Here is a 26,283-nt window from a genome sequence, read left to right on the forward strand (position 1 = left end):
CTTTCCGGCTTTCAAACGACTCGATCTCTGCATCCCGGACGTATGATTGGCCGAATTCCGTTTTCCCAGCAGCAGTATGCCCGTCTGTGGTTGGTCGTGTTGCTGTTCACTGCCGTGGGTATGAGCCTGAAAACCATCTGGATTCCCCTCACGAACGACCAATTGGGCTATACCCTGGCGGAAACCCTGATGAACTACCGCTTCGGCTTTAACCGGCGGGCGCTGGTGGGTAACTTTTTCGTTCTTTTTCAAAACCGGAGCCTTCTTCTGGCGCTCATCACACTGGCCTACAGTCTGTGTCTGTTGTCGCCCCTGGTTTTGATGTGTTCCCTTCAATCCGGAAAAGAAGCGGTCTGGAGCCTGATCGGTGCTTATCTGGTTTTCTTCTGTCCGTTCGGCATCGCCCTCTACCTGAAAGACCCGCTGGCGGTTCGCAAAGAACTGTTTTTCTACCTGTTCTTTCTCGGGCTGGTGATCTATGACGTCAGAAGCTGGCCCGGCAATGTCGCGTTTATCATAACCGGTGCCCTGGTTCACGACAGCTTCTTTTTCCTCTTTCTGCCGTTTTTGCTGGGTTACCACTGGTTGAACCAAACCGCTACCCGATACCAGTTGGGACTGTATTTTGCAGTGGGTACGGTCATTACCCTCCTGCTGTCGACCCTAAATGGTAACTCCAAAACCATTACCGAACAGTTTGTCGAGCAGTACGTTGCTCTGGGTTTCAACCGACACCAGTTCGATGGGTTTGCCTATTTTCAGAAATTACCTTTCTGGGCCAACATCAACAACGCCCGCGTGCATCTGACCGGTTTGAATCCCTTTCTGTATTTGTTCCTGTATGTTGCGCAATTCGGTGCATTATACGGGCTGTTTCGCCTGTTCAACATCACCCTGACGTTTCAAAACCCCGGGCGGCTCCTGCTCGCCATCGGCGGAATGGGGTTGATGGCAGTATTGCTGTCTTTGATTGCCATGGACTATGGGCGTTGGCTGGCGATGGCTTTTGGATGCTCCCTGCTGTTGATTTTCAGCCAGATCCAGTCCGTTGCCATACCGGCCCACCGCAAACTGATGCGGGTTCGGTTTGCGGTGGGCTTTCTGTCGGTCCTGCTCCTTTTGGTCCTTCGCATTCCTCATTTTACCGACGTTGCGTTCAACCCGACGGAGTGGTTTACCGTTCAAAAAGCCTTCATCCTGGCGGGTCTGTTCCTGGCCGCGCTGCTGCTTGCCCTCCCCCCCGACCGGGTTGGGGCAACGTCCGAAAAGGGTGGCTCTACCAGTGGGCCAATGCGTTCGTCGAACGCCGGAAACCGGACCGCATAATCGTTTTTGGCCTTTTTTTCCATCTTTGAACCCCCATCGGGGTTATTTAAGCAGCGAACCGCCTTTCCGAAACGACCGGAACGCTGAATCATCCCGTACCCCGAAAACGCATGGAAGAACACCCGACAAAACCCCTGTGGTGGCAGGAAGGCGTCATTTATCAAATTTACCCCCGCTCCTTTCAGGACAGCAACGGCGATGGCATCGGCGACCTGCCGGGCATTCTCAAACGCCTGGACTACCTGAAAGAACTGGGCATTACCGCCGTCTGGCTTTCCCCGATTTATCCGTCACCGATGGCCGACTTCGGCTACGACATTGCTGATTATCAGAGCATCGACCCCATGTTTGGCACCCTGGCCGACTTCGACACGCTGCTGACGGAAGTACACCAGCGGGACCTGAAGCTGATTCTGGATCTGGTTCCCAACCACACCTCCGACCAGCACCCCTGGTTTCTGGAGTCCCGGTCGTCGCGCACCAGTCCGAAGCGGGACTGGTACCTCTGGCGGGATGCGCTCCCGGACGGCTCCGTTCCCAACAACTGGCTCAGTGTGTTCGGCGGGAGTGGCTGGGAGTGGGATGAAACCACACGGCAGTATTATTACCACGCGTTTCTGAAAGAACAACCCGATCTGAACTGGCGGAATCCGGCGGTGCAGCAAGCGATGGTCGACGTCATGCGGTTCTGGCTCGAAAAAGGCGTTGACGGGTTCCGGGTGGATGTGATGTGGCATATGATCAAGGACGATCAGTTCCGCGATAATCCGCCCAATCCGGACTATCAGCCGCACCTGGCAACCTATGAGCAGCTTTTACCGGTTTACTCCACCGACCAGCCCGATGTGCATACGCTGGTGTCGAAAATGCGGGAAGTCCTCGATCGGTATTCCGAGCGCATGATGATCGGCGAGATTTACCTCCCCATTCACCGACTGATGACGTACTACGGCATCGACGGCAAGGGCGCGCACCTCCCCTTCAATTTCCAGTTGCTGCAACTCCCCTGGGACGCCCGCCAGATGGCCACGGCGATTGATCAATACGAAGGGCTGCTACCGGCAGATGGCTGGCCCAACTGGGTGCTGGGCAACCACGACCAGCCCCGGATTGCGAGCCGGGTTGGCCGCGATCAGGCGCGGGTGGCGGCTCTGTTGCTGCTGACCCTGCGCGGTACTCCGACACTTTATTACGGCGACGAAATTGGCATGCGCGACGTTCCCATTCCGTTTGAGGAGGTGCAGGACCCGCAGGGACTGAACATGCCGGACAAAAACCTGAGCCGCGATCCGGCCCGAACGCCCATGCAGTGGGATCAGCAGCCCAATGCCGGTTTTACCACCGGAAAGCCCTGGCTCCGACTGGCCGGAAACCACGCCCGCGAAAACGTGCAGGTGCAAAACGAAGATCCCGACTCGATGCTTTCGCTGCACAAACGCCTGCTGGTGTTGCGACAACGGGAGCCTTCGCTCCAGGTAGGCGATTACGTGCCGGTGTATGCCGATACCAGTCTGATGGCCTACATTCGGCAGGCAAACGGGCATTCTCGGTTTTTGATGGTACTGAACCTGAGCCACCGACCGGCTTATTTTAAACCGAAAGACGCGTCGCTGCAAGGCGTCATTGCCCTGGCCACTTCCCGTGAACGGGAAGGAAATACCGTAAGCAAAACCATCACGATGGGTGGTGACGAAGGCATAATCATCCGACTTGACTAAACGATCATGAAAACCATTGGTGCAAACTATACCGGTAACGGTTCCTGTGTTTTTACGGTTTGGGCGCCGGAGAAAGAATCCATGATACTCCAGCTTCTCGACCCTGCCGAACGCCAAATTCCCATGCAGCGCGTGGAATGGGGTTATTTTTGCGCAGAAGTGACGGACGTTCAGCCGGATACGCGGTATTTTTTCAAACCGGACGGTGGGAAGGCCTACTCCGATCCGGCCTCTCATTTCCAGCCCGAAGGCGTTCACGGCCCCTCGGCGGTGGTCGACCACTCCGCCCATGCCTGGCAGGATCAGAACTGGCGGGGCCTGCCCTTCCGCGATCTGATTCTGTATGAGCTGCACGTCGGCACGTTTACGCCCGAAGGCACGTTCGAAGCCATCATTCCCCGGCTCGATGCGTTGATGGAAACCGGGATCAACGCCCTTGAGATCCTGCCTGTCGCCCAGTTTCCCGGCACCCGAAACTGGGGCTACGACGGCGTCTACCTGTATTCGGTTCAAAATTCCTACGGTGGTCCGGCCGGGCTGAAAAAGCTGGTAGATGCCTGCCACGCCCGCGGTATGGCGGTTTTTCTGGACGTAGTCTACAACCACATGGGCCCCGAAGGCAACTATTTCAGCCAGTTTGGGCCTTATTTCAACCCTAAATACCACACGCCCTGGGGCGACGCCATCAATTTCGACGACGAATGGTCGGATGGTGTACGGGATTATTTCTCCAACAATCCACTGCACTGGTTTGAGCATTACCACATCGACGGGCTTCGGTTCGATGCCATTCATGCCGTGTTCGATATGGGTGCATTCCACATTTGGGAGCTGGTTCACCAGGAAGTCAAACTGTTGGAAAAACGGGTGGGGCGTTCGCTGCATTTGGTGGCCGAATCAGATCTGAACGACCCGCGCATCATCAAAACGCCCGAGATGGGTGGCTTCGGTTTCGATGCCCAGTGGCTCGATGATTTTCACCACGCGCTGTACGTTCTGATCCATAAAGAAGGCAAAGACCGCTACGGCGATTTCGGCCAGATGGAGCAACTGGCCAAAGCCTACACCGACGGTTTTGTGGTCAGCGGAGAATATGCTTCTTTCCGAAAACGGAAGTTCGGGGCTTCGTCGGCGGGCCTGCCGGGCGATCAGTTTGTGGTTTTTAACCTCAACCACGATCAGGTCGGCAACCGCGTCGGGGGCGAACGGCTGTCGGTGCTGGTTGATTTCGAGCGGCAAAAAGTGGCCGCAGCCGCCGTCTTGCTGTCGCCGTATGTACCGTTGCTGTTCATGGGGGAAGAATACGCCGAAGAGGCCCCCTTCTATTATTTTGTCGATCACTCCGAAGAAGCGCTGATCCGGGCGGTGCAGGAAGGCCGCCGGGATGAATTTGCCGCTTTTGGCTGGACCGACGACCCGAAAGATCCCTTTGACAAAGCGACGTTTGCCGACTCCATCCTGCAATGGGAAAAGCGCACGGAAGGCAAACACCGAATTATGCTCGACTGGCACCGGACACTGATCGCCCTGCGCCGAACCGAGCCGGTGTTGCAGAACGTCGCTAAAAACGACCTGCGCGTCACGGTTCTGGAGCAATCCGGTTTTGTCCTGGATCGCCAAACGGCTGACGGACAATCGCATATCCTCAGTCTGTTCAATCTGTCCGACGAAGCGGTTTCGTACGCACTGCCCACCTGGGCATCGTCCTGGGACAAAATCCTGGATTCGAAAGAACCCAACTGGCAGGAGGTTGTCGCGTCAGAAACCGCCCTGCTGCCCGCACAGGCCGAACCCGGCCAGCCCATCAGTCTGCCGCCCTGCAGTGTCACTCTGTACCGCACCCACGGCCCGGCAGCGAGCCCTTTTTAGTCCGCCAGCGTCATACGGATGAGACCCTGGAATCGCATGGACGGAACTGGCTTTTAGGAAATCCCCGTTCTTTGGCATTCGATCGGCCATCCCTCCGAGATGATTCAGCTTGTAGCGGTGGATTTTAACCCAACCAATCATGTGAAAACCGAATCCAAAAAATCCCATAGGGATGATTCATTTTGTAACGGGCGAACAATTAATCAATCACTGATTTTTATTAGGACTTACGTCTGATAATTCAATCACACGTTCGCTTTCTGCCCCTAAAGGACGGTCGGCCGCTGCCGGACTTTTAACATCCAGATTAAGCCGCGTCCAAGTCCCCTTTAGGGGATTTAGGGGCAGAAAGCGAAAGTCCTATTTATAATGAAGTTGTTTAAGATTGCGTAGGAACAGAATACTAAATGTAAAATTAATACTGTGCGAAGGATTGATTTTGCCGAATAGCCTTTGGGGTTTAAGCAAAGTATGCTTTTAAAATGACCTTTTTATCTATTGGTTTTTGACCCCCATTTCGCCACCATAAAGCAACCCCGGGCAGACTGGGCCGCGTAGCGGACGAATGTTTGTAGCAAGACGCAGGTATGCTCGCAGTCCAGCGTGCTGTCAGGCACACGCCTTGCTACAAGCATCTGTCCGCTACGCGGCCCAGTCTCTTACCGTTCGCTTCAATGCATACGATACAGAAAATTTTACGCCAACATCCCAACCTTGAAGCACGGAGAAAAATCCTGCGTACAGTACTGATGTAAAATGATGAATGCTAAATGTAAAAAGAGTTCTCAATCCAGCATCCCTTACATTTAGCATTCATCATTTTACATTTAGTATTCATCATTTTACATTTAGTATTTCCTTTCTTTTTATTCTGTTTTGAAGAAAAAGAAAATCCTAAACAGATTCTATGTTACCAGCGGTTATAGAGCGTTGCCCACGCCCGAAGCCGATTCTCGGCTTCGTCGGTCAATTGCCCCGGCAGCAGCCGCCAGAGCCAGTTGTTGGCGGTGGCCGCCGGGGTATTGATCCGGGCGGTTTCGTCCAGCCCCAGCACATCCTGCACCGGCAGAATCACCGTTCTGGCCACCGAGGCATACACCAGTTGCCCCAACGCCAGATGCACGGTTTTCTCGGAAACCGGTTTACCGACGTATTCCGCTACGGTTTTCTGTTCGGTTGGGCTCAGGCTTTGCCGGTACCAGCCCCGGGTTGTGTTGTTGTCGTGCGTACCGGTATAGGCAATGAAATTCGGCGTGTACTGGTGGGGAATGTGCGGAGAGAGTGGCAACACCTCCTGAAAAGCAAACTGAACAACCTTCATGCCCGGCAACTGAAACGCGTCGCGTAGCTGATAAACCGCTTCGCTGATGTCGCCCAAATCCTCCGCCACTAAGGGCAGAGTGCCCAGTTCCTGGTGCAGAACCCGGAAAAAATCGCCCCCCGGCCCCGGTTTCCACTCGCCCCGGATGGCGGTTTTCTCCCCGGCCGGAATTTCCCAGTATTCCGACAGCGCGCGAAAGTGGTCGATGCGCACCAGATCGAACAACTCCGCATTTTTCCGGATGCGCCGAATCCACCAGTCGTAGCCGCGCTCTTTGAGCCGATCCCAGCGAAAAACCGGCATCCCCCAAAGCTGACCGTCGGCGTTAAAATAATCCGGTGGCACCCCGGCGACCGTGATCAGTTTCCCCGATTCATCCAGGCTGAACAGTTCCGGGTGCGACCACACATCCGCCGAATCATAGCTCACGTAAAACGGCAAATCGCCCAGCAGGTGAATGCCCCGCTGATTACAATAGGCTTTGAGGCTCTGCCACTGCCGGTCGAAACTGAACTGCAACCAGCGTACCTTCTCCAGTTCGGCCTGATGAGCTTCCGCAAACGCCCGCAACGCTTCCGGCTGGCGCAGCCGGTATTCTTCCGGCCACTCATACCACGGCTGCCCCTGAAATTTCTGTTTCAGGCCCATATACAGCACAAAGTCGGTGAGCCAGTGGGCTTCGCGCTGGCAAAACGCCCGAAACCGGCTTTGCAACGGGCTGGCTTTCAGTTGGGAGAAATTCCGGTAGGCTTTCTCCAGAAGAACATTCCGAACCCGCTCGGCTCCGGCATAATCCACCTGCCCGGTGGTCGGAAGCTGGTGCGTGCGCAGCAGCTCCCAATCCAGCAAACCGTCCTGCGCCAGGGCTTCCGGACTCAGCAGCAGGGTGTTGCCGGCCATGCTGGAATAGGTGCTGTAGGGCGAATGTCCCGCGCCCGCTTCCGTGGGATTGAGCGGCAGAATTTGCCAGTAATGCTGGCGGCTGCGGCTCAGAAAATCGGCAAAAGTGCGCGCTTCCGGCCCCAAATCGCCGATGCCAAAAGCCGAAGGGAGAGACGTAACGGGCAACAGCAGGCCCGCGCTCCGGTCGGTAAAAGCCGGTTGTAGTTTCAAAACCGCCAGCGGCAGTGTTTTGAAAACATCTTTCACCGCAATGCCATCCGTCGTGTTTCCGCTGGTCGGCAGCAGCACGTGCTTCCATTCGTCCGGTGCATCCGGTGGCAAAACAATCCGGGTATCTTTCCAGTCCAGAGCCGGAACGCTTTTGTTTTGCTGGCGGCTCATCACGGCCAGGTGCAGCGGAATGGCGACCACCAGCCAGGTTTGCCGGTGTCGGCGTGCAAACGCCAGCACATGCTCCCGGTAACGCCCTTCCACCGCCAGCGGAATGTAGTCACCTTCGGCAAAGAGTTCGGTCGACTCCTGGTTTCGGGCGGTGAGCAAGGCATGGGTCAACCAGAGCTTGATTCGGGCGTCAAACCGGTTTTCCCACAGATGGCTTAACAGCGCATCCGACGGTGCCGAATCGGGATTGGTCAGTTCATCCAGCCATTGCCGGCGCTGGTCATAATCGACGGGTCGGCGGTTGTCGGGATCGACCAGACTCAGGTCCCACAACTCACACCCCTGATACACGTCGGGAACACCGGGGCAAGTGGCTTTGAGAACAACCTGCGCCAGGGAGTTGACAATTCCAAAATCAGCCAGTTGCCGGTGAAATTTCTGAAAGCTTTTCCAGAACGGTCGTTTCCGGTCGAGCAACTGCGCAACAAAATTCCGGGTAGCTTTCTCATACGCAGCGTCGGGCTCGTTCCAGCTCGAATGCCGTTTGGCCTCCCGCAAGGCTTTTTCCAGGTAGTTCTGAATCCGGTTTTCAAAATCGTCGTCGTCCTGGTCCGGCATGGGGTATGCCCCCACCAGCGTTTGGTAGATAAAGTATTCATCGTTGGCATCCGGCGCGCCCTTGTGTTTCAAACCGGCGTTTAGCTGCTGCCATTCCTGTACGGTTTTCAGCCATTCGTCGGGCAAATCCGTCAGCACGTTCAGCCGCGCCCGGACGTCTTCTCCGCGCTTGGTATCGTGCGTCGAGGTGGCATTGAGGGCCAGCGGCCACTGCTGCCGGCGTTCCTGCATGGCCCGGTGAAAATCGGTCGGCGACAACCCGAAGGTTTCCGGCGAATCGCCCACTTCGTTGTGTGCGATCAGCCGGTTGTAGGTATACATCAGCGTGTCTTCCACCCCTTTGGCCATCAGCGGACCCGTAAATTGCATGCACCGCCGATACAAATGAGAAACCCGCTGGTTGTAGGCATCGTCGCCATCGGCCGGTTTTTGCAGCAGAATTTCTTCCAGCACATCGACCGCCGTGGCCAGTTCCGGTTTCTGGTTTTTTATTTCGGTCAGGATCGTCTGCACGGCTGCAGCCTCCCGCTCCTCCAACGGAAACGAGCTGCCGTAATACCGGTAAACCGGGCAATACACCAGAAACGCGCCGAGGGCCGCCTGCAGGCTGTCGGGGGGTAGAATAGTCAGGGCATTCTCATCCACCAGATTCAACTCCAGGAAAAACCGGTACAGGTTATTCAACTCGCCCTTCATGTGCTGCGCCAGAATGAACGCTTTTTTGTTCAGAATCTGCTGGTGAATGGGCGTGGCATCCGCAACGAGTTGCTGGTAGAAGTGCGTCAGAACCGGCTCGCTGGCCGGTTGCGTAAACAGGTTATTGACCTGAGCCAGAAACTCGTAGCCCGTGGTTCCCTGAATGGGCCAGGCGGGTTCCAGCGGTTCGCCGGGTTCCAGAATTTTTTCGACGATCAGGTACGTTTCTTCCCCGGCCAGTTCGCGGAGTCGTTCCAGATACGGGCCGGGGTCATACAGGCCGTCGATGTGATCGACGCGCAACCCGGTAAACACGCCCTCGACCACCAGGTCCTTGATGCCCTGATGAACGTAGGAAAACACCGCGTCATTTTGCACATTCAGGCCAATCAGGCTGCTTACCGTAAAAAACCGCCGGAAATTGATCCGGCGATCGGTTTCCTGGTGGTGGCTCAACTGATACACCTGCTCGTCAGCCAGTTGGCGGAGTCGCTGCGGGTCGCGGTTGAGGGCGCTCAGACACGACTTGATGTAGGCCTTGACGACCGGGCTTTTCTGCAAGGACGTGAGCTGCTGCCGGAATTCGTTCATGCCCAGCGCATAGGCTTCGGGTTCTTCCACCAGTTGAAGGGGGCGGATCTGGTCGAGCAGTTGCTGAATCGATTCCAGCACCGGCTGATCATCCAGAGGCTGCAAAACCGTTGGGTACGACCGCAGGCGCAACGGATAGGCCGTATCGAAATACCGCAGAACCAACCGTCCGTCCTGGTAAGCGACCTTAAGTTCCCGGTTTTTAATGACCTCATCGAGGGGTGCGCCCAGAAACGGAACCGCCAGCCGTCCGTGAAAAAGCTGGCTCGTCCAGACGGTATCGAAAAAAGGCATAAACCGCGACAACGGACCTTTTTCCAGCACGTCCATCAGCCACGGGTTGTTGGGATGAAACGCCATGTGGTTGGGAACGATGTCCTGCAACCAGCCGATGCCCTCCTTCCGGAGTTTTTTGCTGAGCGTTTTCAGTTGCTTTTCGGTGCCGATTTCCGGGTCGATGCGGTGCGGATTGACCCCGTCGTAGCCGTGCTGGCTGCCCGGTACGGATTCAAAAACGGGCGAGGCATAGAGCGTACCGACCCCCAGTTTCTTCAAATAAGGCCGTATTTTATCAAAATCACTGAACGTAAATCCACTATGAAATTGGATGCGATAGGTAGTAACCGGATTATTCATGAGTATCGGGTAAAGCCTGCGGATAAAGTCTGTTTCAAGAACCGTTGGTCAACCGACAGGCTGGTTGGCAAACGGACGTGCCGGGATGAGCAGCTATGTATTAAGCAATGACCGGAATAGAATGTTTCGATCTTCAAACCGGAGTCCGTAAAAATTCCGGCAACCGGTGTAGAACGTGAAATTCTGAAGAACCAGTCCCCCCCTACCTCGTCAGTCCATTGCCTCTTTTTTTTACTCGACACCCGGTTCTCCCGATCTTCCTCTTTACATTTACCGGTACACCAGCCGTTCAATTGCATGAACGTTTCCCCTGTTCCGTCCGATTTTTTACCCGTCCATTCACGCAGCAACCCTTTTCAGTCGTTCTGGATGGGGGGGTATGAATGCACCGATCAGCTCAATGCCTGGGGAAACCGGGTCGATTTTCTCCACATTACGGGTCATCTGCCACGCATTGACGATGATTATCGGAATCTGGCCCCGTTCGGCATCCAAACCGTCCGGGAAGGCATTCGCTGGAGCCAGGTCGAAAAGCGCCCGTATCAGTATGACTGGCAAACGCTGGCGTTCATGATGGAACGGGGCCGGATGGCCGGGATTCAGCAGGTCTGGGATCTTTGCCATTTTGGATTTCCCGACGATCTGACGCCCCTGCATCCGCTGTTTGCGCGCCGGTTTGCTGCTCTGTGCCGGAGTTTCGTAGCGTTTTACCGCTCGGTGGACCCCTACAGTACCCTAATTGTAACCCCGATCAACGAAGTCAGCTTTTTGTCGTGGCTGGGGGGCGATGCCCGCGGTACGTCGCCCTACTGTGTGGGGCAGGGCTGGGAAGTGAAATACGGTTTGATGCGCGCTTACATCGAGGGGGTGGCCGCCCTGCGGGAAGCCGACCCCAGCATCCGCATCCTGACCACCGAGCCCCTGGTCAATGTGGTACCACAACTGGATGCCACGCCCGAACAGCTTGGGTTTGCGGCCCTGGCACACGAAAACCAGTTTCAGGCTACGGATATGCTCAGTGGCCGGCTGTGCCCGGAACTGGGCGGACAGCCCGACTACCTGGATGTGGTAGGCTTGAATTACTATTACAACAACCAGTGGATTGCCGGTTCCGGAGCGTTTTTGCCGTGGGCCAACGACGGATTCGATCCGCGCTGGCGGCCCCTGCGCGACCTGTTCCGGGAAGTGTATCGACGCTACCAGCGCCCCATCGTTCTTTCGGAAACGAGCCACCCCGGCGAAGATCGCCCCCAGTGGATTCAGTTTGTGGCCCGTGAAAGTGCGGCCGTCTTGAGCGGGGGCCTGCCACTCTGGGGAATTTGCCTGTACCCGATCATCGACCGGCCGGATTGGGATCACCTGACGCCCTGGCACCAGGCGGGGCTGTGGGACGCGGAGGGAACCAGCGACGGAACCGTTGCCCAACAACCGCCACACCAGGTGCTGAACCAGCCGTATGCCGACGCATTACGGGAAGTTCAGTCGGTTTTAGCCCGGGTTCAAAACCGTCTGATTTCGCAAGCCGGGCCGCTTCCTAACTTCTGAGCGCCCGACCTTCCCCTTTCCGTCCGAATGGAGTTGAATAAATGATAATGGCTTCCTGTAAATACGGTTTGCCGGCGCAATGAATCATCTATAAACCATCAACAAATGTCACATTCTCCATCAATAGCCGGAAGTCAGTCAGGACATCAGGAATCCAGCCAATTCGTCCTGTCGGCTCAGGCCCTTTCAACAATTTCAGCGCGCGATGTCACCGATTTACTCTGTTTCTCGCATTTACGCTGGAACTTTGTGTATCAGCGCCCTCAGCATCTTATGAGTCGGGCCAGTCAGCAATACCGGGTCTGGTTTTGGGAGGAGCCCGTTTGCGACGACCATGCCTGGCTGGAAGTTCGGGCGGTCAATTCTCATCTGCATGTTCTGGTTCCTCACTTGCCTCCCGGACTGGCGGGCGAAGCGGGCCATGAACTGCAACGCCAGTGGCTCAACAATCTGCGGGTTCAACACCGGATTATCGATTTTATTTCCTGGTATTATACGCCGATGGCGCTGGCCTTCACCGACCAGTTGCGGCCCCGGCTGACGCTTTACGATTGCATGGATGAGCTGTCGGCCTTTCACGGAGCCCCGCCCGAGTTGCGGGAACGGGAGGAAGAACTGATGCACCGGGCCGGGCTGGTCTTCACCGGCGGTTACAGCCTGTTCGAAGCGAAACAGCAACGACACCGGTCTGTCCATGCGTTTCCCAGCAGCATCGACAACCCCCATTTTGCCCAGGCTCGTCGGGGGTTGGCCGATCCTGCCGACCACGCAAACATTGCCTACCCGCGCGTTGGCTACAGTGGCGTCATCGACGAACGGCTGGACCTGACGCTTCTGCGAGAACTGGCCAGCCGCCAGCCCGACTGGCAGTTTGTTCTGCTGGGGCCGGTCGTTAAAATTGACCCGGCCACGTTGCCGCAAGGGCCGAATCTGCATTATCTGGGCATGAAATTGTACGAGGTACTACCGGCTTATTTCAGCAATTGGCAAGTGGCGCTGTTGCCTTTTGCACGCAATGATGCTACCCGGTTTATCAGTCCGACCAAAACGCCGGAATACCTGGCCGCCGGGCTTCCGGTGGTTTCAACGCCGATTCGGGATGTGGTCACTACCTACGGCAGCTACGCGCCCGTCCGGATTGCCGCTACGGTTTTGGAGTTTGAACAGGCGATGGCAGAAGCCCTCCACGAACAAGCCGAATTCGACTGGGCGCCGATCGACGCGCACTTGCAGCAACAATCCTGGGACCTGACCTGGGCGGGCATGAATGGCCTGATCAAGGAGCACCTGAAAACGTCGGAAAACGTCCGGGCTCATGCCCTCATTCCGGAGTAAAAAGAAGTCGGGGTCGACAAAACCGGTGCGGTTTGTCGATCCCAATCCTTCAGGCAATGCGCCACCACTTCCGTGGAATCGGAGCGCCAGCGGCCAACGTTGTCATTCACGAAAATGACCAGAATCTGTAAAGCCTGGGCGCGTTTTTTCAAACCCGCAATCGGCTACGCGGCTTTCAAAGACGGTTTTAAAAACCGCTGTCTTTCCAGAAATCCCAAATTATTGATCACATCGATCAACCGCAAAGCTACCGGAAAGCGATCCGGCACATTGCCGTGTAAGTCTCCATTCGTCGTCTTTCCCACCGAGGTTCGTTGGCCCAAGCGCCGTTTGGAATCAGATCACAACCAACTCCAATTCATTGCGTAACCTGCAAACGGGTCTTACGCCACGGTATGATGCCCCGGCGTAAGACCCGTCCATACCCATTTTCCATCAACTACTCAGCTTTCGCGGATTCATTGATGGAGCCTTCGGCAATTTCCGTCAGCAGTGAATCGGTTTTCTTTTCTTCAGCCAGGGTTGCTTCCAGCAGTTGAGCCGCTTTCGGATAGCCCAGTACCCCGGCCAGGGTTTTCAGCGTTCCGTAAGAAGCAATTTCGTAATGCTCCACTTTTTGTGCCGCCGAAATTAGGGCCACATCCCGGGTTAGCGTTCCCTCTTTGGTGTCTTCGATCAACCCTTCCGCTTCCTCGATCAACCCTGCCATTGCATCACACTTTTTGGCCGACGCTTTTTCACCCACAACCTCAAAGACCTGCTCCAGCCGGGCCACATGGTTTTCGGTTTCGGTCAGGTGTTTTTCGAAAGCGGTTTGCAATTCGTCCGACGTGGCTGATTTTGCCATTTTGGTCAGTGCTTTGGTCAAATGTTTTTCCGCCCAGTAGATGTCTTTTAACTCATCGACAAACAATTCCTTCAATTCGCTTTCTCCGTTTCCCTTTGACGTTGCCATGTTTTCAAACGTTGTTTTGATGAAAATTTCCCGATTGCCGGCGTTTGAGAGAGCCTCCATACCCCGACAACGTAGCTTATCAACAGACGAGGATTGGAGTTGTTTATAAAAAGTTAGCGAGGTTTCCACCTATCCTAAAACGCTGAATCAACCTGCATTTTTAACCATTCTTTCCCGAACGGGTTATTCAGGCAACGGACTTTTCACCTGACCCACTCTTTATGAATACCCCGATCGATCCTTCGCTGGCCGCACTGGCAACTTACCTGGCCGCCCGGCGGGAAGCCATTCTGAACACCTGGCGAACAGCCTGTCAAAATGATCCGGCCTGCAACACCATCGCCAGTTTAAGCCGGGAAGAGTTCAACAACAAGGTTCCTTTTATTCTCAACGTTTTCGATCAGCGGCTGCGGCAACTCGCTCTGAATGCGGATATTGAGCTGCTGTCGGAGGAGCATGGTCTGCACCGCTGGCAGAAAGGGTATACGTTGCAGGAACTGCTGACTGAAATCCATCACCTGAATCAGGTGCTGCTGGATGAACTGCGGCACTACTGGCAACGCCATCCGGCACCTGAAATCGATTGGGTCGCCGAATCGTATGAATACTTATCCTGGTTCAAAACACTCAGCATCAGCGGTAGTGTCGGGCAATATACGGAACTACAGCGCCTGGACGCCAGCAACCGGGTTCAGCTCCTGCAGCAGGCCCTCGACGATCTGAACGACCTGACACGTCAACGGGGTGACCTGCTGCGAACAGCCTCCCACGACCTGCGCGGCAGCTTCGGCATCATCGAGGGAGCCGCTTCGTATTTGAATCTGGTGGAAGCGGATGAACCGGAACGGAAACAGATGCTCGAAATGCTCAACCGCAACCTGACAACGGTGCGGGATATGGTCATCCAGCTAATGGATCTGGCCCGACTGGAAGCCGGTCAGGAATCCCTCAGTATTCAGTCTTTTAACGCGGGCCAGTTGCTGCATAAACTGGTTGAAAGCTACCAGCCCATGGCCGAAGAAGCGGGTTTGATGCTGAAAGCCGACGGCCCGGCGGAGCTGCTGGTTGAAAGTGACCCCCTCCAGTTGCAGCGAATCGTACAGAATCTGGTCTTAAACGCCCTGAAACATACCCAATCCGGCTGGGTGTCGGTGTCGTGGGTTCGCGAAAGCGATTACCGCTGGCTCATCGGCATACAGGATTCCGGCCCGGGGCTTCCCAATCAGGAAGCCGGTTCGTATTCGCAGGCGCTGGCCCCTATCCCAGAGTCCAGTGCCGCTTTTGGCGTGCCAACTCCAGAAGCCGACGCCCGGGAAAAAGCCGTCATTCAGGCACCCAAAACCGCCAAAGGCGAAGGCATCGGCCTGTCGATTGTCAAACGATTGTGCGAACTCCTGCGGGCCAGCCTGGAAATTGAGACCAAAACGGGCGAAGGCACCCTGTTCCGCATTCGCCTGGGTCTTCACTGGAAAACCCAGTAAAGATCCGGGCGACGCGTATTCATTGAACGGTTTCTTTCAAAACCTGATAGCGGTTTCGCAATTCGTCCAGTTTCTTTCGGAAAGCCGGGGCCGTCGCCAAGTTTTTCGTCTCGTGCGGATCGGCTTTGATCGTATACAACTCTTCATACCCGTGCTCGATGAATTTCATGTATTTGAAATCCGGCGTGACCACCCCTTCCACTTTCGGCAACCGCGGACTGCCCATAAACGTGTGTTCGTAGAAAAAATCCGTTCGGGCGGGCGCGTTCGGCTTCATCAAGTCCGTTCCCTGCATGGTTTTCGGAATCGGAACCCCGGCAAAAGACAGAAGGGTGGGTGCGATGTCGATGTTGAGCGCAATCCGGGCCGGTTTGGTTCCTTTCCGGCTGGCGGATAAAGCCGGGTTATAAATAATCAGCGGCACCCGGATGGACTCTTCGTGGCCAAACCACTTGCCTTCCATACCATGTTCGCCGAGGTAAAAACCGTTGTCGCCCATAAAAACGATGATCGTGTTCTGGTCCAGTTTCAGTTGCTTCAACTGCGCCCTCAGCTTGCCCACTACCTCATCGACCCCCGTAATCAGCCGGTAGTAATCCCTGACGGTTTTCTGGTGCAGTTCGGGAGTGGAAAACAGCGGTTTCCAGCGTTCGCGTCCAATGTTTTGGTCGGTTCGGAAGAAGTCGGGGAAGCTGGCCCAGTATTTCGGGTCGGCGGTTTCCGGCACCGGCATTTTGATGTTTTCGTACAACGCCTTAAACCGTTCCTGCACCGGATACGTCGGCGGGTTGCCGTCCAGTTCGTGCGGGGCCTTGAAGCTCACCGACAAACAAAACGGGCCTTTGCCGGCAAAATCGTTCAAAAAGTTCTGCACGCCATGCGCCACGCTGTCGGTATGGTGAATTTTCTTCCCGCTCTGGTTGGTGTATTCATACGGCGGCTGGCCTTTGCGGTTACAGGCCCAGAAGTCATACTGGTTTTCGGGCGGGTTATCACCCACCCCGTACTTGCCGACAAAACCGATTTTATACCCGGCTTTTTTGAGCAGCAGCGGATACGTATTGGCAACGGCTTCCGGCGAAAAATCCGTCACAAAATCATTGATTTTATGGCGCGATTCATACTGTCCGCTCAGAATGCTGGCCCGGCTGACGCAGCAGATCGCCGTGGTGACGTAGGCGTTGGGAAACAGCACACCGCCCTTGGCCAGCGCATCCAGGTTCGGCGTCCGGATGATCGGATTGCCCATCACGCCCAGCGCATCCCAGCGGTGGTCGTCCGTCAGCAGGAAAATGATGTTGGGTTTTTCGGGCGGTTTTTCCATCTCCTTTCGGGACGGCCCAGCGATAAACGAAACACAGAGAACAGTCAGTGCTGCCATTCCAAGCATACCGACAATGATTGAAACCGTTTTATTCATCGAAATTTCAATTTAATTAACTTTACTTGACTGGCCCCAACCCCGTTTGGAGTTGACTGTTGATAACCCCGGATGCAATCCGGGGCCACCGGATCAGTCTGTCTCCTGATGCAGATAGTATCTTGCTCATCTCCCACATCTGCCCCGGATTGCATCCGGGGTTATCAACAGTCAACCCCGTTGGGTTGGAGCGTGAGAAGACTCGACACTACCCGGTTCTACTTGGGACGAATTTCCGCATAATACGACGGCGGCCGCAAACTATCCTTGTTATCATAGGTGTAGTTATAGCGCTTCATATACTCGTCGGCCGGCAAAAATTTATCGTTGGTTTCCTTCAGTTTTTGGTCCAGAACCGCATTCAGTTGCTTTTGCAGCGCAGCGTATTCGGCTTTGTTGACCAGATTATTTAACTGATACGGATCGGTCTGGTTGTCATACAACAGCCAGGGACCGGCCAGCCGCCGGGCGTAGGTATACCGCTCGGTGCGAACGGCCCGGTATTCACGGCCCCCGTTCTGGAAATTGTATTCGTGAAACGGAACCGGCAACAACACCAGCGCGGCATCGATGGGGTAAACCGCCGGGTTGAGAATGCCCTTCGAAACGTCTTTGCCGTCGATGGTCGCCGGAATTGTCAACCCCGCCATGCCCAGCAGCGTCGGCAGAATATCCGGCGTGTTGATCGGTTTGGTAATCTCGATGCTTTTCTTCCCGAATTTAGCCGGATACCGCACCAGCATCGGCACCCGGATGGATTCGTCCCAGGGGCGTTGTTTCCGCAAAACGCCCTGGGTCAGCAGCATGTCGCCGTGGTCGGAGGTCCATACCAGAATCGTGTTGTCGGCAATGCCCTGCTCGTCCAGGGTTTTGAGCAGCTTGCCGAGCGCATCATCCAGAGCGGTGCAGTGGGCGTAGTAGTCCGCGTAAATCCGCCGGGCGCTGTCCTGCATGGCTTTCGGCACATTGGGCCGGATCGTCAGCGTCTTCGGATCATACATCGCCCGGTATTTTTCGGGAGCCGTGTGGTACGGATTGTGGGGCGGTCCCCACGACAACACCAGCAGAAACGGTTTCTCTTTGGCTTGCTTGATAAACCCGATGGCACTGTCCGTCTGTGGAAACGCGTCGTAGCCCGGCCACTGGTGTTTCCGATCGTTCTCATCAAAATAAAACGAGTCGTTGTAATCGTGCGACACTTCCCGGACTTTCCAGTAATCGAAACCCTGCCGCCGGTCGCGGGTGATCGGCTTGTCGCGGGCACTGAACGGGTGTTCGCCGTTCTTATGACCGTTGATGTGCCATTTGCCGATGTAGCCGGTCTGGTAGCCATTGTCTTTGAAGATTTCGGCCATCGTCAGGGCTTCGTTTGGCAGCGGTTTGTCGTTGTAAAAAACGCCGTGCTTGAGCGGATACTGTCCCGTCAACAGCGTCGCCCGGTAGGGCGTACAAACGGGCATGGTGGCAATGGCGGTTTTGAAGTTGACGCTTTCCTTCGCCAGTTGGTCGGCGTAGGGCGTTTTTACATCCGGATTGCCCGCGTAGCCCACGGCATCGGCCCGCCACTGGTCCGAGAAGATAAAGATCACATTGGGTTTTTCGGTTTTCACCGCGGTTTTCGGCCGGGTCGTGCAATAAAGCAGACTCACGCCAATCAGAAGGAAACCAAGGAGTTGCAGGGCTCTTTTCATTCTATTGTCAGGTTTTTTGACGTGTTTAATACCCCGGATTCTGGTTAATTTTATTGACCAGGACCTGTTCTTCCGGAATCGGAGCGAGCAGTTTGGTGGGCGTCACTTCGTAGGCGGTATTGTAAAGAAACGATTTTTTCGCTTTCTCGCGCTGGCCGTGTGCCGTCATGACTTCCACTGCCTTGCCGGTCCGTTTCAAATCGTACCAGCGCTGGTTTTCGAAGCAGAACTCGACCTGGCGTTCTTTGGCAATCAGCGTTTCCAATGCGGTTTTACCAGTACCCGCCAGCGACTGCGTCAACCCGGCCCGGTTGCGAACCTGCTGTACATACGGAATCGCTTCGGCGGTGTTGCCCTGCTGATTGAGCGCTTCGGCATACAGCAGCAACACGTCCGAATACCGCAACACCGGCATGTTGTCGCTGCTCCGGTCGACGGGCGACGAAAGCGGGGCCTTGTACTTGGCGCAATACGGAATGGGCCGCACGACGCCGTCCCAGTCCGCGCCATTCCAGAATTTGATCGATACCTCCTTGCGTTTGTCGCCCGCTTCGAACGCATTGATCAGATCGTCAGTGGGTTGGTTCCAGCCCCCGCCGACCAGGCTGATGCTGGGTCGCCCGGTGATGGCTCCTGCCGAGGTCCAGGGCGCAAACCAGAAGAGAAACCGGTTGGACAATGCCGCGCTGTTTTCGGAATACTGCACCGCAAAAATCGTCTCCTTAAAATCTTTGCTCGATGGATTGAAGACATCCGCGTAATTGGGCAACAAACTGTATTTGCCCGATTCGATCACGGTTTTCAGAGCCGCTGCCGCTTCGGCATACTTGCGCTGCGTCAGATACACTTTTCCCAGCAACGCCAGGGCCGCTCCTTCGTTGGCGCGTCCGTTTTCCTTGACGTCGGTGGCTCCGTTGAAATTCTCGACGGCGGCTTTCAGATCACTGATGATGTTCTCGTACACCTGCTCTTCTGTCGACCGTTTGATGCCGACAGCTTCCCGCGATTCGATGGGGGTCAGCACCAGCGGAACACCCCCGAACTGCCGCACCAGGTTGAAATAATACAAAGCGCGCAGAAATTGGGCTTCACCAGCACACCGCTTTTTAAAGGACTCCTTCGACCAGGTTACGCCCGTCCGGTCGATTTCGGCCAGCAGTTTGTTGCAACGCGTGATGCCGTTGTACGAAAAATTCCAAAAGTTGGCGTAGGCGACGTTGTTGGAAGCCAGAATGAACTGGTCGATCACGCCCTTCGACGCTTCGCCGGTTACGGTGCTGTACTGAAAGCTGCCGTTGTCAGAAATGAGTTCGGCCATCACCCAGTGTTCCACTTTTTCGTACGTCTGCATCGGTACGTAACAGCCGTTGGCCAGCAGAATGTATTCGGTTTCCGATTTGTAAAAAGTCCCTTCGCTGAGGGCGGTTTCCGGATAAATCTCCAGAAAATCGTTGGAGCAGGCCGACAGGAAAAACAGGCCCAGCACATACACTATCTTTTTCATACCATTTTGTGAATTAGTGGGTTTAGCGTCTACGGTTTTCTGTATTCGGTTTACGGTTAGCCACCACATTTTTAGACTGTGGAAGAAGGAAAGTATGCGGTCAACCCACCGTAGCGACGGCCCATCGAAAACCGAAAACCGTAAACTGGTTTTTAGAATGTCAGGTTGATGCCGATGGACGTTGTGCGGGACAGCGGATACGATGACATGTCGAAGCCGGGGGCCAGCGTGTTGTTGACCGTCACCGACTGCCCTTCGGGATTGGCTCCTTTGTAGCGGGTGAACGTCGCCAGATTCTGGCTGGTCAGGTAAAACCGGCAGTTGTTGACAAACCCGGTTTTTTTCACCCAGCTTTCGGGCAGCGAATACCCCAGCGTCAGGTTGCCGATCCGGAGGTAGCTCGCGTCTTCGACCCACAAACTCGAAACCCGGTGGCCCAGGCTGGGCGTCAGAATGGGAATGCCATAGTGTTGGCCGTCGCCCGGTGTATCGGCGTTCCGCCAGCGGGCCGTCCACTCTTTGCTGACGTTGAAAAAGCCCTGGAGGTTGTCGACGGTCTGCCGCAAGCCGTTCATGACCTGCCCGCCATACTGTCCGCTCACGATGACGTTCAGATCGAAGCGGTTGTAGGAAAACCGGTTTGTAACGCCAAAGATGAACTTGGGGTGCGGGCTGCCGATCATCGTATAATCCAGCAGGTCGGTAATCACGCCATCGCCGTTCACATCCTTGTACTTGACATTGCCCTCATACACCTGCGGGGTTTTGATGATGGCCGGATTGGCAACATCCGCGGCCGTGTAGAGCCCGTCGAAAATGTACCCAAAGAATTGACTGATGGGCTTGCCCACCACCGAAACGTGTGTGGGATTGTTGTCGTTGCTACCCGCCAGAATTCGGTCGCCGTTGTCGTTGAGCGAGAGCACTTTGTTGCGGTTAAAGGCCATGTTCAGGTTGACATCCCAGGTGAAGGCGCCCGAAACCGGGGTGCCGCCCAGCGCAATTTCGATCCCGGTATTCCGCACATTTCCCTTGTTGACCGTTTGGGCGTTGTAGCCGGTGATGGCCGGAATCACGTCGTTGAGCAGCATGTTCGTGCTTTTCCGGTAGTAATAATCCAGCGAGAGCGACAGGCGGTTTTGCAGGAATTCAAAATCCGCGCCGACGTCCACCTGATTCGAGACTTCCCAGCTTAGGTACGGGTTGGACAAACCCACGCTGGAAGCCGTCACCTGCGTGGTTCCGAAGACGTACGATTCGGCGTTGATCGACGCCAGGTGGGAATAATTACCGATGTTGTTATTACCGCTTCGCCCGTAGCTTGCCCGCAGTTTCAGGTCATTGATGATGCGGTTGCCTTTCAGGAAATCTTCTTCCGAAACCCGCCAGGCGGCCGCGACCGACGGAAACAGGGCGTAGCGATTCCGGCTCCCAAACCGCGACGAACCGTCGGAGCGGAACGTGGTCGTCAGCAAATACCGGTCTTTGAAGGCGTAGTTGATACGGCCCAGGTACGAAATCATGGCCCACTGATTAACGGTTTCGCCCCAGGCGCTGATGGTCTGCGCGGCATTAATGGTCTGAATCAGATCGTTTGTATACGGATTGGCCGTGAGGTTAACGCCCGTTGACGTGCTTTTCTGGGTCGTATAGCCCAACAGCGCATCGAACCGGTGGTTGCCAATCGTTTTATCGTACGTCAGCGTGTTCTCGATCAGCCAGTCGAACCGCTCGCTGCGGGTGTTGTTCGACCGACCGGTGCCGACCGTCGGGGGCGTGTTGGACGCGCCGACCGTGGCGGGAATATACTGCTGGTATTTGGCCGTTGACCAGATGGTGTTCAGCGACGTTTTCGCCTTCAGACCCGGAATGATTTCCCACTCCACAAAAGCCGAACCGAGGTTCTGAAAGTCCTTCTCGGTCTGGATGGTTTCCCGCAACGTAAACAGCGGATTGGCAAAACTCCAGGCCGAATGGTATTTGCTTTGCGGGGACACGATGTACGGAATCAGGTTGCCGTTCTGGTCATACGGAGTCCGCAGCGGATTAGCCCACAGGCTGACGCCCAGAATATCCTCCCGGCTGGAATTGGTGTTGGTTCGTTTCTGGGTAATAAACGTGGGCTGGAGAATGGCGCTGACCTTGACGCGTTTGCCGAGGTTGGACTCAATACCCAGTTTGCTGCTATACCGCTCCACGCCCGTGTGCTTCAGAACGCCATCCTGTTTGAAATACCCCATGCTGAAACTCAGCCGGGATTCTTTGGAACCTTTCTGAATGCTGACGTTGTGGTCTTCGATGGCGGCTGGCCGAAGCAGCAAACCGTACCAGTCGGTGCCGTCACCGGTTAAGTTGTCGAGGTTGCGGTATTCCTGCGGATAGTCGTCGATCGTAGCTGCCCGTTTTTCGCGTTGCCGAACCACAATGCCGATTTTATCCCGCTGCAATTCCGCAAATTCGCGTTCGTTCAGCATTTCGGGGCGTCCTCTCTGCGGAACCTGCTGCACCCCGCGCATGGACGACACACTGACCTCGGTTCGGTCGAATTTTCCTTTTTTGGTTGTAATCATGATCACCCCGTTGGCTCCGCGCGAACCGTAAATGGCGGTCGACGACGCATCTTTCAGAATACTGACCGATTCAATGTCGTTCGGATTGATGAACAGCAACGGGTTGAGTGTCTGGTTCATGCCCGCCGAATACGGCATTCCGTCCACCACATACAAAGGCTCGTTGCCCGCACCCAGCGAACCGCTGCCCCGGATTTTGATGGACGTTCCGCCCCCCGGTGCACCCGACGGCTGCTGAATCTGCACCCCGGCCACCTGCCCGATCATCTTCTGATCGATGGTCGAAACCGGCAGGCTACGAATGGCTTTCTGGTCGACCACCGCCACCGAACCCGTCAAATCCTGCGACCGTTGCGAACCGTAGCCGACTACGACGACTTCCTGCAACGCCTTGGTGTCGGCTTCCAGTGTAATAGTAAAAGTCGTTTGCTGCCCCAGCGCGACTTCCTGGCTCAGAAATCCGATCGACGAAACGACCAGACTCCCCCGAACTTCCAGCAGATTCAGACTGAACTGGCCCTCGGCATTGGTAGACGTGCCTAGGTTCGGATTCTCCTTGTAGAGCACGGTGGCACCCGGAATGGCCTGGCCGTTCTGGTCGATTACCCGGCCGGTTACCGGCACCAGCGCAGCCGCGATTTTTTGACTGATCGGGGCGAAAAAACCGCTGCCCCCCAGTTGAGAAGCCTCGCCGGAACGATCGTTGCCGTTGATCGGGCTGGAAGCCGGAGCCGGGTTTTGGGGTTTCTCCTTCTTCTCGGTCGACAGGGGCGCAATCAGGTAAAAACCGTCGTTCACTTTTTCGTAGCGCAACGGTTGCCCTTCCAGCACTTTTTTCAACGCCTTTTCGGCACTCGAAAACCGCTCGGTTTTGAGATCAACGGTGCGGTTATCCAGCAAATCCGACCGATAGGCAATGGAAATCTGAAACCGGTTTTCGATGTCTTTCAGCACGGAGGTCAGCAGGCGCCGTTGCACCTGGCTGGCTGGTTTTTCCGGCAGTTGCCGGTTGGGATTCCACGCCAGCACCTGACCGCTGACCGGTTGCCGGATGGATAGCCCGATTACAACCAAACAAAATAGAGTTGTTCTATCCATAAAATAGAGTTTAGGCGTAGTGCGTCTTAGGTTCATACGATAAGGGTTAGGAATTAGAGCTTATGGAGGGTGACGGTGGTTCCGGAACGTTTGATAGTCAGCGAGAAAAGTCTTTCGATCTGGATGAGCACATCGTCGGCGTCGGTGAGCGGCATCGATCCCGACGCCCGCAGCCGCAGTAGCTCTTCCTGTGGTACCTGAACAGTCAGCCCGTAGTTATCCTGCAGGATTTCGATCAGATCGGCCAGGGTGGTTTGATCCAGCACCAGTCGTTTTTCTTTCCAGGCCGAAAACGGTTCCGGCCGGATGGTTCGCCACTGCTGGGTACCGTCGGCTTTTACTTCAAAAAACTGCCCTGGTTTCATCGTAATGCCCTGATCCGGCGCTTTATCGGGTTGGCTGAGTTTCACACTTCCCGACTCCAGCACCACCTTGACGGCTTTGGGGCGGGTAAAAACGTTGAACTCCGTTCCCAGCACCTGCACATCGAGCTGGCGGGCGTGAACAACAAATTTCTGGTGGTTTCGCTGGTGGGTCACGGAGAAAAAAGCCTCCCCTTCCAGCCAGACTTCGCGCGCGGCATCCGGTTTCCAGTTTCGGGCGAGTCGCAGGCTGGAGTTGGCGTTGAGCGTCACCCGGCTTCCGTCGTGTAACGTAAGCTGCCGGGTTTCGCCGTATGCCGTCTGGTAGGTTTCGGGCGTGTTCTGGTACAGCCACCAGGCCAGTCCAGACAACAGAATTACACCTACGGAAGCCGCCACTGAAAGCCACGAACGGGACCACAACGGGCGCACAACCGGTTCTGACAGGCGGTTTTGCAACGACTGCCACGAGCGGTCGAGTTGTTCAGCAGGCACGGCGGGCGGCTGTTGGCTATACAGTATGAGAATCCGGGCGTGGGCAATGGCTTCCCGCTGGGCCGGATTGGCAGCGATGTACTGCTGCCAGAACCGGTCTTCCATGGCCGATGGATGCAACACCCAGCGCCGGAAGGCGGTATCAAAAATCCAGTCATCGGGCGTGAACAATTCGTATTCCGTTGCCAAAGCGTTCCTGCTTTTTTGGAATACAGTCTGGCTCAGGCAAAAAGTACCCTATCGTTTAGAAGATTTTTTGAAAAAATACGGCAAAATCGGAATGAGACTTCCATAGAGAATCCGGGAGATGCGAACAGCCGGGCCAATGCGTTGGCGCAAAGCCTGCAACCCCTTCTGGATGAAGTTTTTAGCCGACTGGTGATTCACGCCCATCACCTGCGCAATCTGCTCGAAAGAAAGACCGGAATAAAATTTGAGAACAATGGCTTCGCGCTGGCGTTCGGGAAGCTGCTCCAGGGCCTGGTTGAGTTGCTGCAATTGTTGATCCGATAGTTGCCGGATAATCAGGGCATCTTCCACCGATAGTTCGACCTGCGCCCCGGTTTCTGGCAAGGGATAGGAATCCTGCAGCCGGTTCAATAGGGTCAACTGGCGGAATAGCGTATTCCGCAATGACCCCAGCAAATAAAAAGCAACCCCGTCGGGAATCGGTTTCAGGTTACTGCCATACCGGTGCAGGTTCAGAAACAAATCCTGAATGCAATCTTCGACCAGCTTATCGTCATGGGTGAATGTCCGTCCATACCGAAACAAAACCGCATAGAACCGCCGGTATAAGCGTTCGAAGGCGTCCGGACTCCCCGCACGAAACAATTCCCAGACTTCAGCATCGGTATGTTCCATCGCCAATCGGTTAATCTTCTTTTAATGCAATTTGAAAGATAAATGTGAATAAAAAAAGCAGTTCAGTAAACTCTTCTTTATAGCTAGTAATTCTATATAATAAATAGATTTATTCAGCAAAAACAGAGCCAGTGTGGCTACGCTGGCTTCTAACTGCAAACTTGGGATAAATCGTCGAATTCGCCAACACGACCGCCAGCAGAACCAACAAATACCCGAAATATCTAATCTATCACACAGATTGTCCTATCGGCAACCGGAACGAGCTGCCCTATACCGGGCGACTCCTACATCGCCACCTACTTCCGGCAGACTATGCCCATTCGATCCGTGCGTTTTTCACCTGTCTCTTCCCACCTGATTCAACACTTTACCGGTTTTTTATTTCGGGTCAGTAGGAAATGGTCCTTCGTCTCTTTATGTGCTGCGGGTTCTGTGCAGAGTATAACGTATTTTATGCACCATGCCTGAACAAACCAGTTCCATTTACCATCTCTATTAACGACCGCCCGGACGATCCGTCCGGGCTTTTTTCGTTTTGAAGCACAAGGATGGAGCCGAAATTAAACCAGATAGTCGATTTCCAGGAACTCCGCGACGTTGTTCAGCCAGAATTGTTGCACAAAGCGGACGTGATCGGGGTGGTGGTTGTACGCGTCGTACTGCTCCTGGCTGGCAAATTCCATCGACAGTCCAAAGTCATACGGGTTTTTCGGGCTAATTTGTTTCAGGCACTCGAACTGTTGCACCCCGGGAATCGCGACCAGCTTCCGGGCTTCGTTCAAAAAATTCTGTTCCTCCTGCGAACCAGCCGGATGTTTGAGTTTAAAGACAACGGTATGACGGATCATCGAACGACTGTTTGCATTGAAAATCGCCCCTAAATCCCCTAAAGTGGACTTGG

The 26,283-nt window shown here is 55.1% G+C and carries 17 protein-coding genes; 6 read left to right on the forward strand and 11 right to left on the reverse strand.

Features of this window, described 5'->3' with window-relative positions:
- Window positions 1–42 precede the first annotated feature (42 nt).
- From F0P93_RS20245 to treZ, 3 genes are all read left to right on the forward strand, one after another.
- Complete coding sequence (locus tag F0P93_RS20245) at window positions 43–1,326, forward strand: hypothetical protein (RefSeq protein ID WP_150879171.1); 1,284 nt, start codon at window positions 43–45, stop codon at window positions 1,324–1,326.
- 110 nt (window positions 1,327–1,436) lie between these two features.
- A complete protein-coding gene (locus F0P93_RS20250; RefSeq protein ID WP_150879173.1) occupies window positions 1,437–3,044 on the forward strand; it encodes an alpha-amylase family glycosyl hydrolase in 1,608 nt (535 codons plus the stop codon).
- A gap of 6 nt (window positions 3,045–3,050) precedes the next feature.
- On the forward strand, window positions 3,051–4,913 hold the full coding sequence (gene treZ, locus F0P93_RS20255; RefSeq protein ID WP_150879175.1) for a malto-oligosyltrehalose trehalohydrolase: 1,863 nt from the start codon (window positions 3,051–3,053) through the stop codon (window positions 4,911–4,913).
- Window positions 4,914–5,823: 910 nt separating this feature from the next.
- On the opposite strand, the gene treY is transcribed toward treZ, so the two are convergent.
- Window positions 5,824–10,059 carry a malto-oligosyltrehalose synthase gene (treY, locus tag F0P93_RS20260; protein ID WP_150879177.1) on the reverse strand — a complete coding sequence of 1,412 codons (4,236 nt, stop codon included), beginning with the start codon at window positions 10,057–10,059 and terminating at the stop codon, window positions 5,824–5,826.
- 297 nt (window positions 10,060–10,356) lie between these two features.
- Between treY and F0P93_RS20265 the strand changes: the two genes are divergently transcribed.
- Together F0P93_RS20265 and F0P93_RS20270 are read left to right on the forward strand one after the other, a co-directional pair.
- On the forward strand, window positions 10,357–11,604 hold the full coding sequence (locus F0P93_RS20265) for an amine oxidase (RefSeq protein WP_150879179.1): 1,248 nt from the start codon (window positions 10,357–10,359) through the stop codon (window positions 11,602–11,604).
- A 105-nt stretch (window positions 11,605–11,709) separates the two neighbouring features.
- Window positions 11,710–12,939, forward strand: coding sequence for a glycosyltransferase family protein (locus F0P93_RS20270; RefSeq protein WP_225309569.1), 1,230 nt, complete (start codon window positions 11,710–11,712; stop codon window positions 12,937–12,939).
- On the opposite strand, the gene F0P93_RS31545 is transcribed toward F0P93_RS20270, so the two are convergent.
- The 3 genes from F0P93_RS31545 to F0P93_RS20275 form a co-directional block, all read right to left on the reverse strand.
- Window positions 12,918–13,091, reverse strand: a complete 174-nt coding sequence (locus F0P93_RS31545; protein ID WP_191908870.1) for a hypothetical protein — start codon at window positions 13,089–13,091, stop codon at window positions 12,918–12,920. The genes F0P93_RS20270 and F0P93_RS31545 overlap by 22 nt on opposite strands.
- 12 nt (window positions 13,092–13,103) lie before the next feature.
- Window positions 13,104–13,262 carry a hypothetical protein gene (locus F0P93_RS31550; protein WP_191908871.1) on the reverse strand — a complete coding sequence of 53 codons (159 nt, stop codon included), beginning with the start codon at window positions 13,260–13,262 and terminating at the stop codon, window positions 13,104–13,106.
- A gap of 116 nt (window positions 13,263–13,378) precedes the next feature.
- Window positions 13,379–13,894: a YciE/YciF ferroxidase family protein gene (locus F0P93_RS20275; protein WP_150879181.1), complete on the reverse strand. Its 516-nt coding sequence runs from the start codon at window positions 13,892–13,894 to the stop codon at window positions 13,379–13,381.
- Window positions 13,895–14,115: 221 nt separating this feature from the next.
- Here F0P93_RS20275 and F0P93_RS20280 point away from each other — a divergent pair, with 221 nt between their 5' ends.
- Window positions 14,116–15,375, forward strand: a complete 1,260-nt coding sequence (locus F0P93_RS20280; protein ID WP_150879183.1) for a sensor histidine kinase — start codon at window positions 14,116–14,118, stop codon at window positions 15,373–15,375.
- A gap of 19 nt (window positions 15,376–15,394) precedes the next feature.
- Here F0P93_RS20280 and F0P93_RS20285 read toward each other — a convergent pair whose 3' ends face one another.
- The 7 genes from F0P93_RS20285 to F0P93_RS20315 form a co-directional block, all read right to left on the reverse strand.
- Entirely contained in the window at window positions 15,395–16,795 is a 1,401-nt protein-coding gene (locus F0P93_RS20285; RefSeq protein ID WP_150879185.1) for a sulfatase family protein, read from the reverse strand.
- 218 nt (window positions 16,796–17,013) lie between these two features.
- Window positions 17,014–18,486, reverse strand: coding sequence for a sulfatase family protein (locus F0P93_RS20290; RefSeq protein ID WP_150879187.1), 1,473 nt, complete (start codon window positions 18,484–18,486; stop codon window positions 17,014–17,016).
- A gap of 25 nt (window positions 18,487–18,511) precedes the next feature.
- The gene (locus tag F0P93_RS20295) at window positions 18,512–19,990 is read right to left on the reverse strand and encodes a RagB/SusD family nutrient uptake outer membrane protein (RefSeq protein ID WP_150879189.1); all 1,479 of its coding nucleotides are present in this window, start codon (window positions 19,988–19,990) and stop codon (window positions 18,512–18,514) included.
- Window positions 19,991–20,142: 152 nt separating this feature from the next.
- Window positions 20,143–23,658, reverse strand: a complete 3,516-nt coding sequence (locus tag F0P93_RS20300; protein ID WP_150879191.1) for a SusC/RagA family TonB-linked outer membrane protein — start codon at window positions 23,656–23,658, stop codon at window positions 20,143–20,145.
- Window positions 23,659–23,711: 53 nt separating this feature from the next.
- Entirely contained in the window at window positions 23,712–24,704 is a 993-nt protein-coding gene (locus tag F0P93_RS20305; RefSeq protein ID WP_150879198.1) for a FecR family protein, read from the reverse strand.
- 48 nt (window positions 24,705–24,752) lie between these two features.
- Window positions 24,753–25,379, reverse strand: a complete 627-nt coding sequence (locus tag F0P93_RS20310) for an RNA polymerase sigma factor (RefSeq protein ID WP_150879205.1) — start codon at window positions 25,377–25,379, stop codon at window positions 24,753–24,755.
- Window positions 25,380–25,942: 563 nt separating this feature from the next.
- Entirely contained in the window at window positions 25,943–26,230 is a 288-nt protein-coding gene (locus tag F0P93_RS20315) for a Dabb family protein (protein ID WP_150879218.1), read from the reverse strand.
- Window positions 26,231–26,283: the final 53 nt, after the last annotated feature.

The sequence above is a fragment of the Larkinella humicola genome (assembly GCF_008727875.1).
GTDB lineage: Bacteria > Bacteroidota > Bacteroidia > Cytophagales > Spirosomataceae > Larkinella > Larkinella humicola.

Coding starts and splice junctions, on each gene's coding strand:
- F0P93_RS20245 (WP_150879171.1), top strand. CDS start 43: ATGATTGGCCGAATTCCGTTTTCCCAGCAGCAGTATGCCCGTCTGTGG.
- F0P93_RS20250 (WP_150879173.1), top strand. CDS start 1,437: ATGGAAGAACACCCGACAAAACCCCTGTGGTGGCAGGAAGGCGTCATT.
- treZ (WP_150879175.1), top strand. CDS start 3,051: ATGAAAACCATTGGTGCAAACTATACCGGTAACGGTTCCTGTGTTTTT.
- treY (WP_150879177.1), bottom strand. CDS start 10,059: ATGAATAATCCGGTTACTACCTATCGCATCCAATTTCATAGTGGATTT.
- F0P93_RS20265 (WP_150879179.1), top strand. CDS start 10,357: ATGAACGTTTCCCCTGTTCCGTCCGATTTTTTACCCGTCCATTCACGC.
- F0P93_RS20270 (WP_225309569.1), top strand. CDS start 11,710: ATGTCACATTCTCCATCAATAGCCGGAAGTCAGTCAGGACATCAGGAA.
- F0P93_RS20275 (WP_150879181.1), bottom strand. CDS start 13,894: ATGGCAACGTCAAAGGGAAACGGAGAAAGCGAATTGAAGGAATTGTTT.
- F0P93_RS20280 (WP_150879183.1), top strand. CDS start 14,116: ATGAATACCCCGATCGATCCTTCGCTGGCCGCACTGGCAACTTACCTG.
- F0P93_RS20285 (WP_150879185.1), bottom strand. CDS start 16,795: ATGAATAAAACGGTTTCAATCATTGTCGGTATGCTTGGAATGGCAGCA.
- F0P93_RS20290 (WP_150879187.1), bottom strand. CDS start 18,486: ATGAAAAGAGCCCTGCAACTCCTTGGTTTCCTTCTGATTGGCGTGAGT.
- F0P93_RS20295 (WP_150879189.1), bottom strand. CDS start 19,990: ATGAAAAAGATAGTGTATGTGCTGGGCCTGTTTTTCCTGTCGGCCTGC.
- F0P93_RS20300 (WP_150879191.1), bottom strand. CDS start 23,658: ATGGATAGAACAACTCTATTTTGTTTGGTTGTAATCGGGCTATCCATC.
- F0P93_RS20310 (WP_150879205.1), bottom strand. CDS start 25,379: ATGGAACATACCGATGCTGAAGTCTGGGAATTGTTTCGTGCGGGGAGT.
- F0P93_RS20315 (WP_150879218.1), bottom strand. CDS start 26,230: ATGATCCGTCATACCGTTGTCTTTAAACTCAAACATCCGGCTGGTTCG.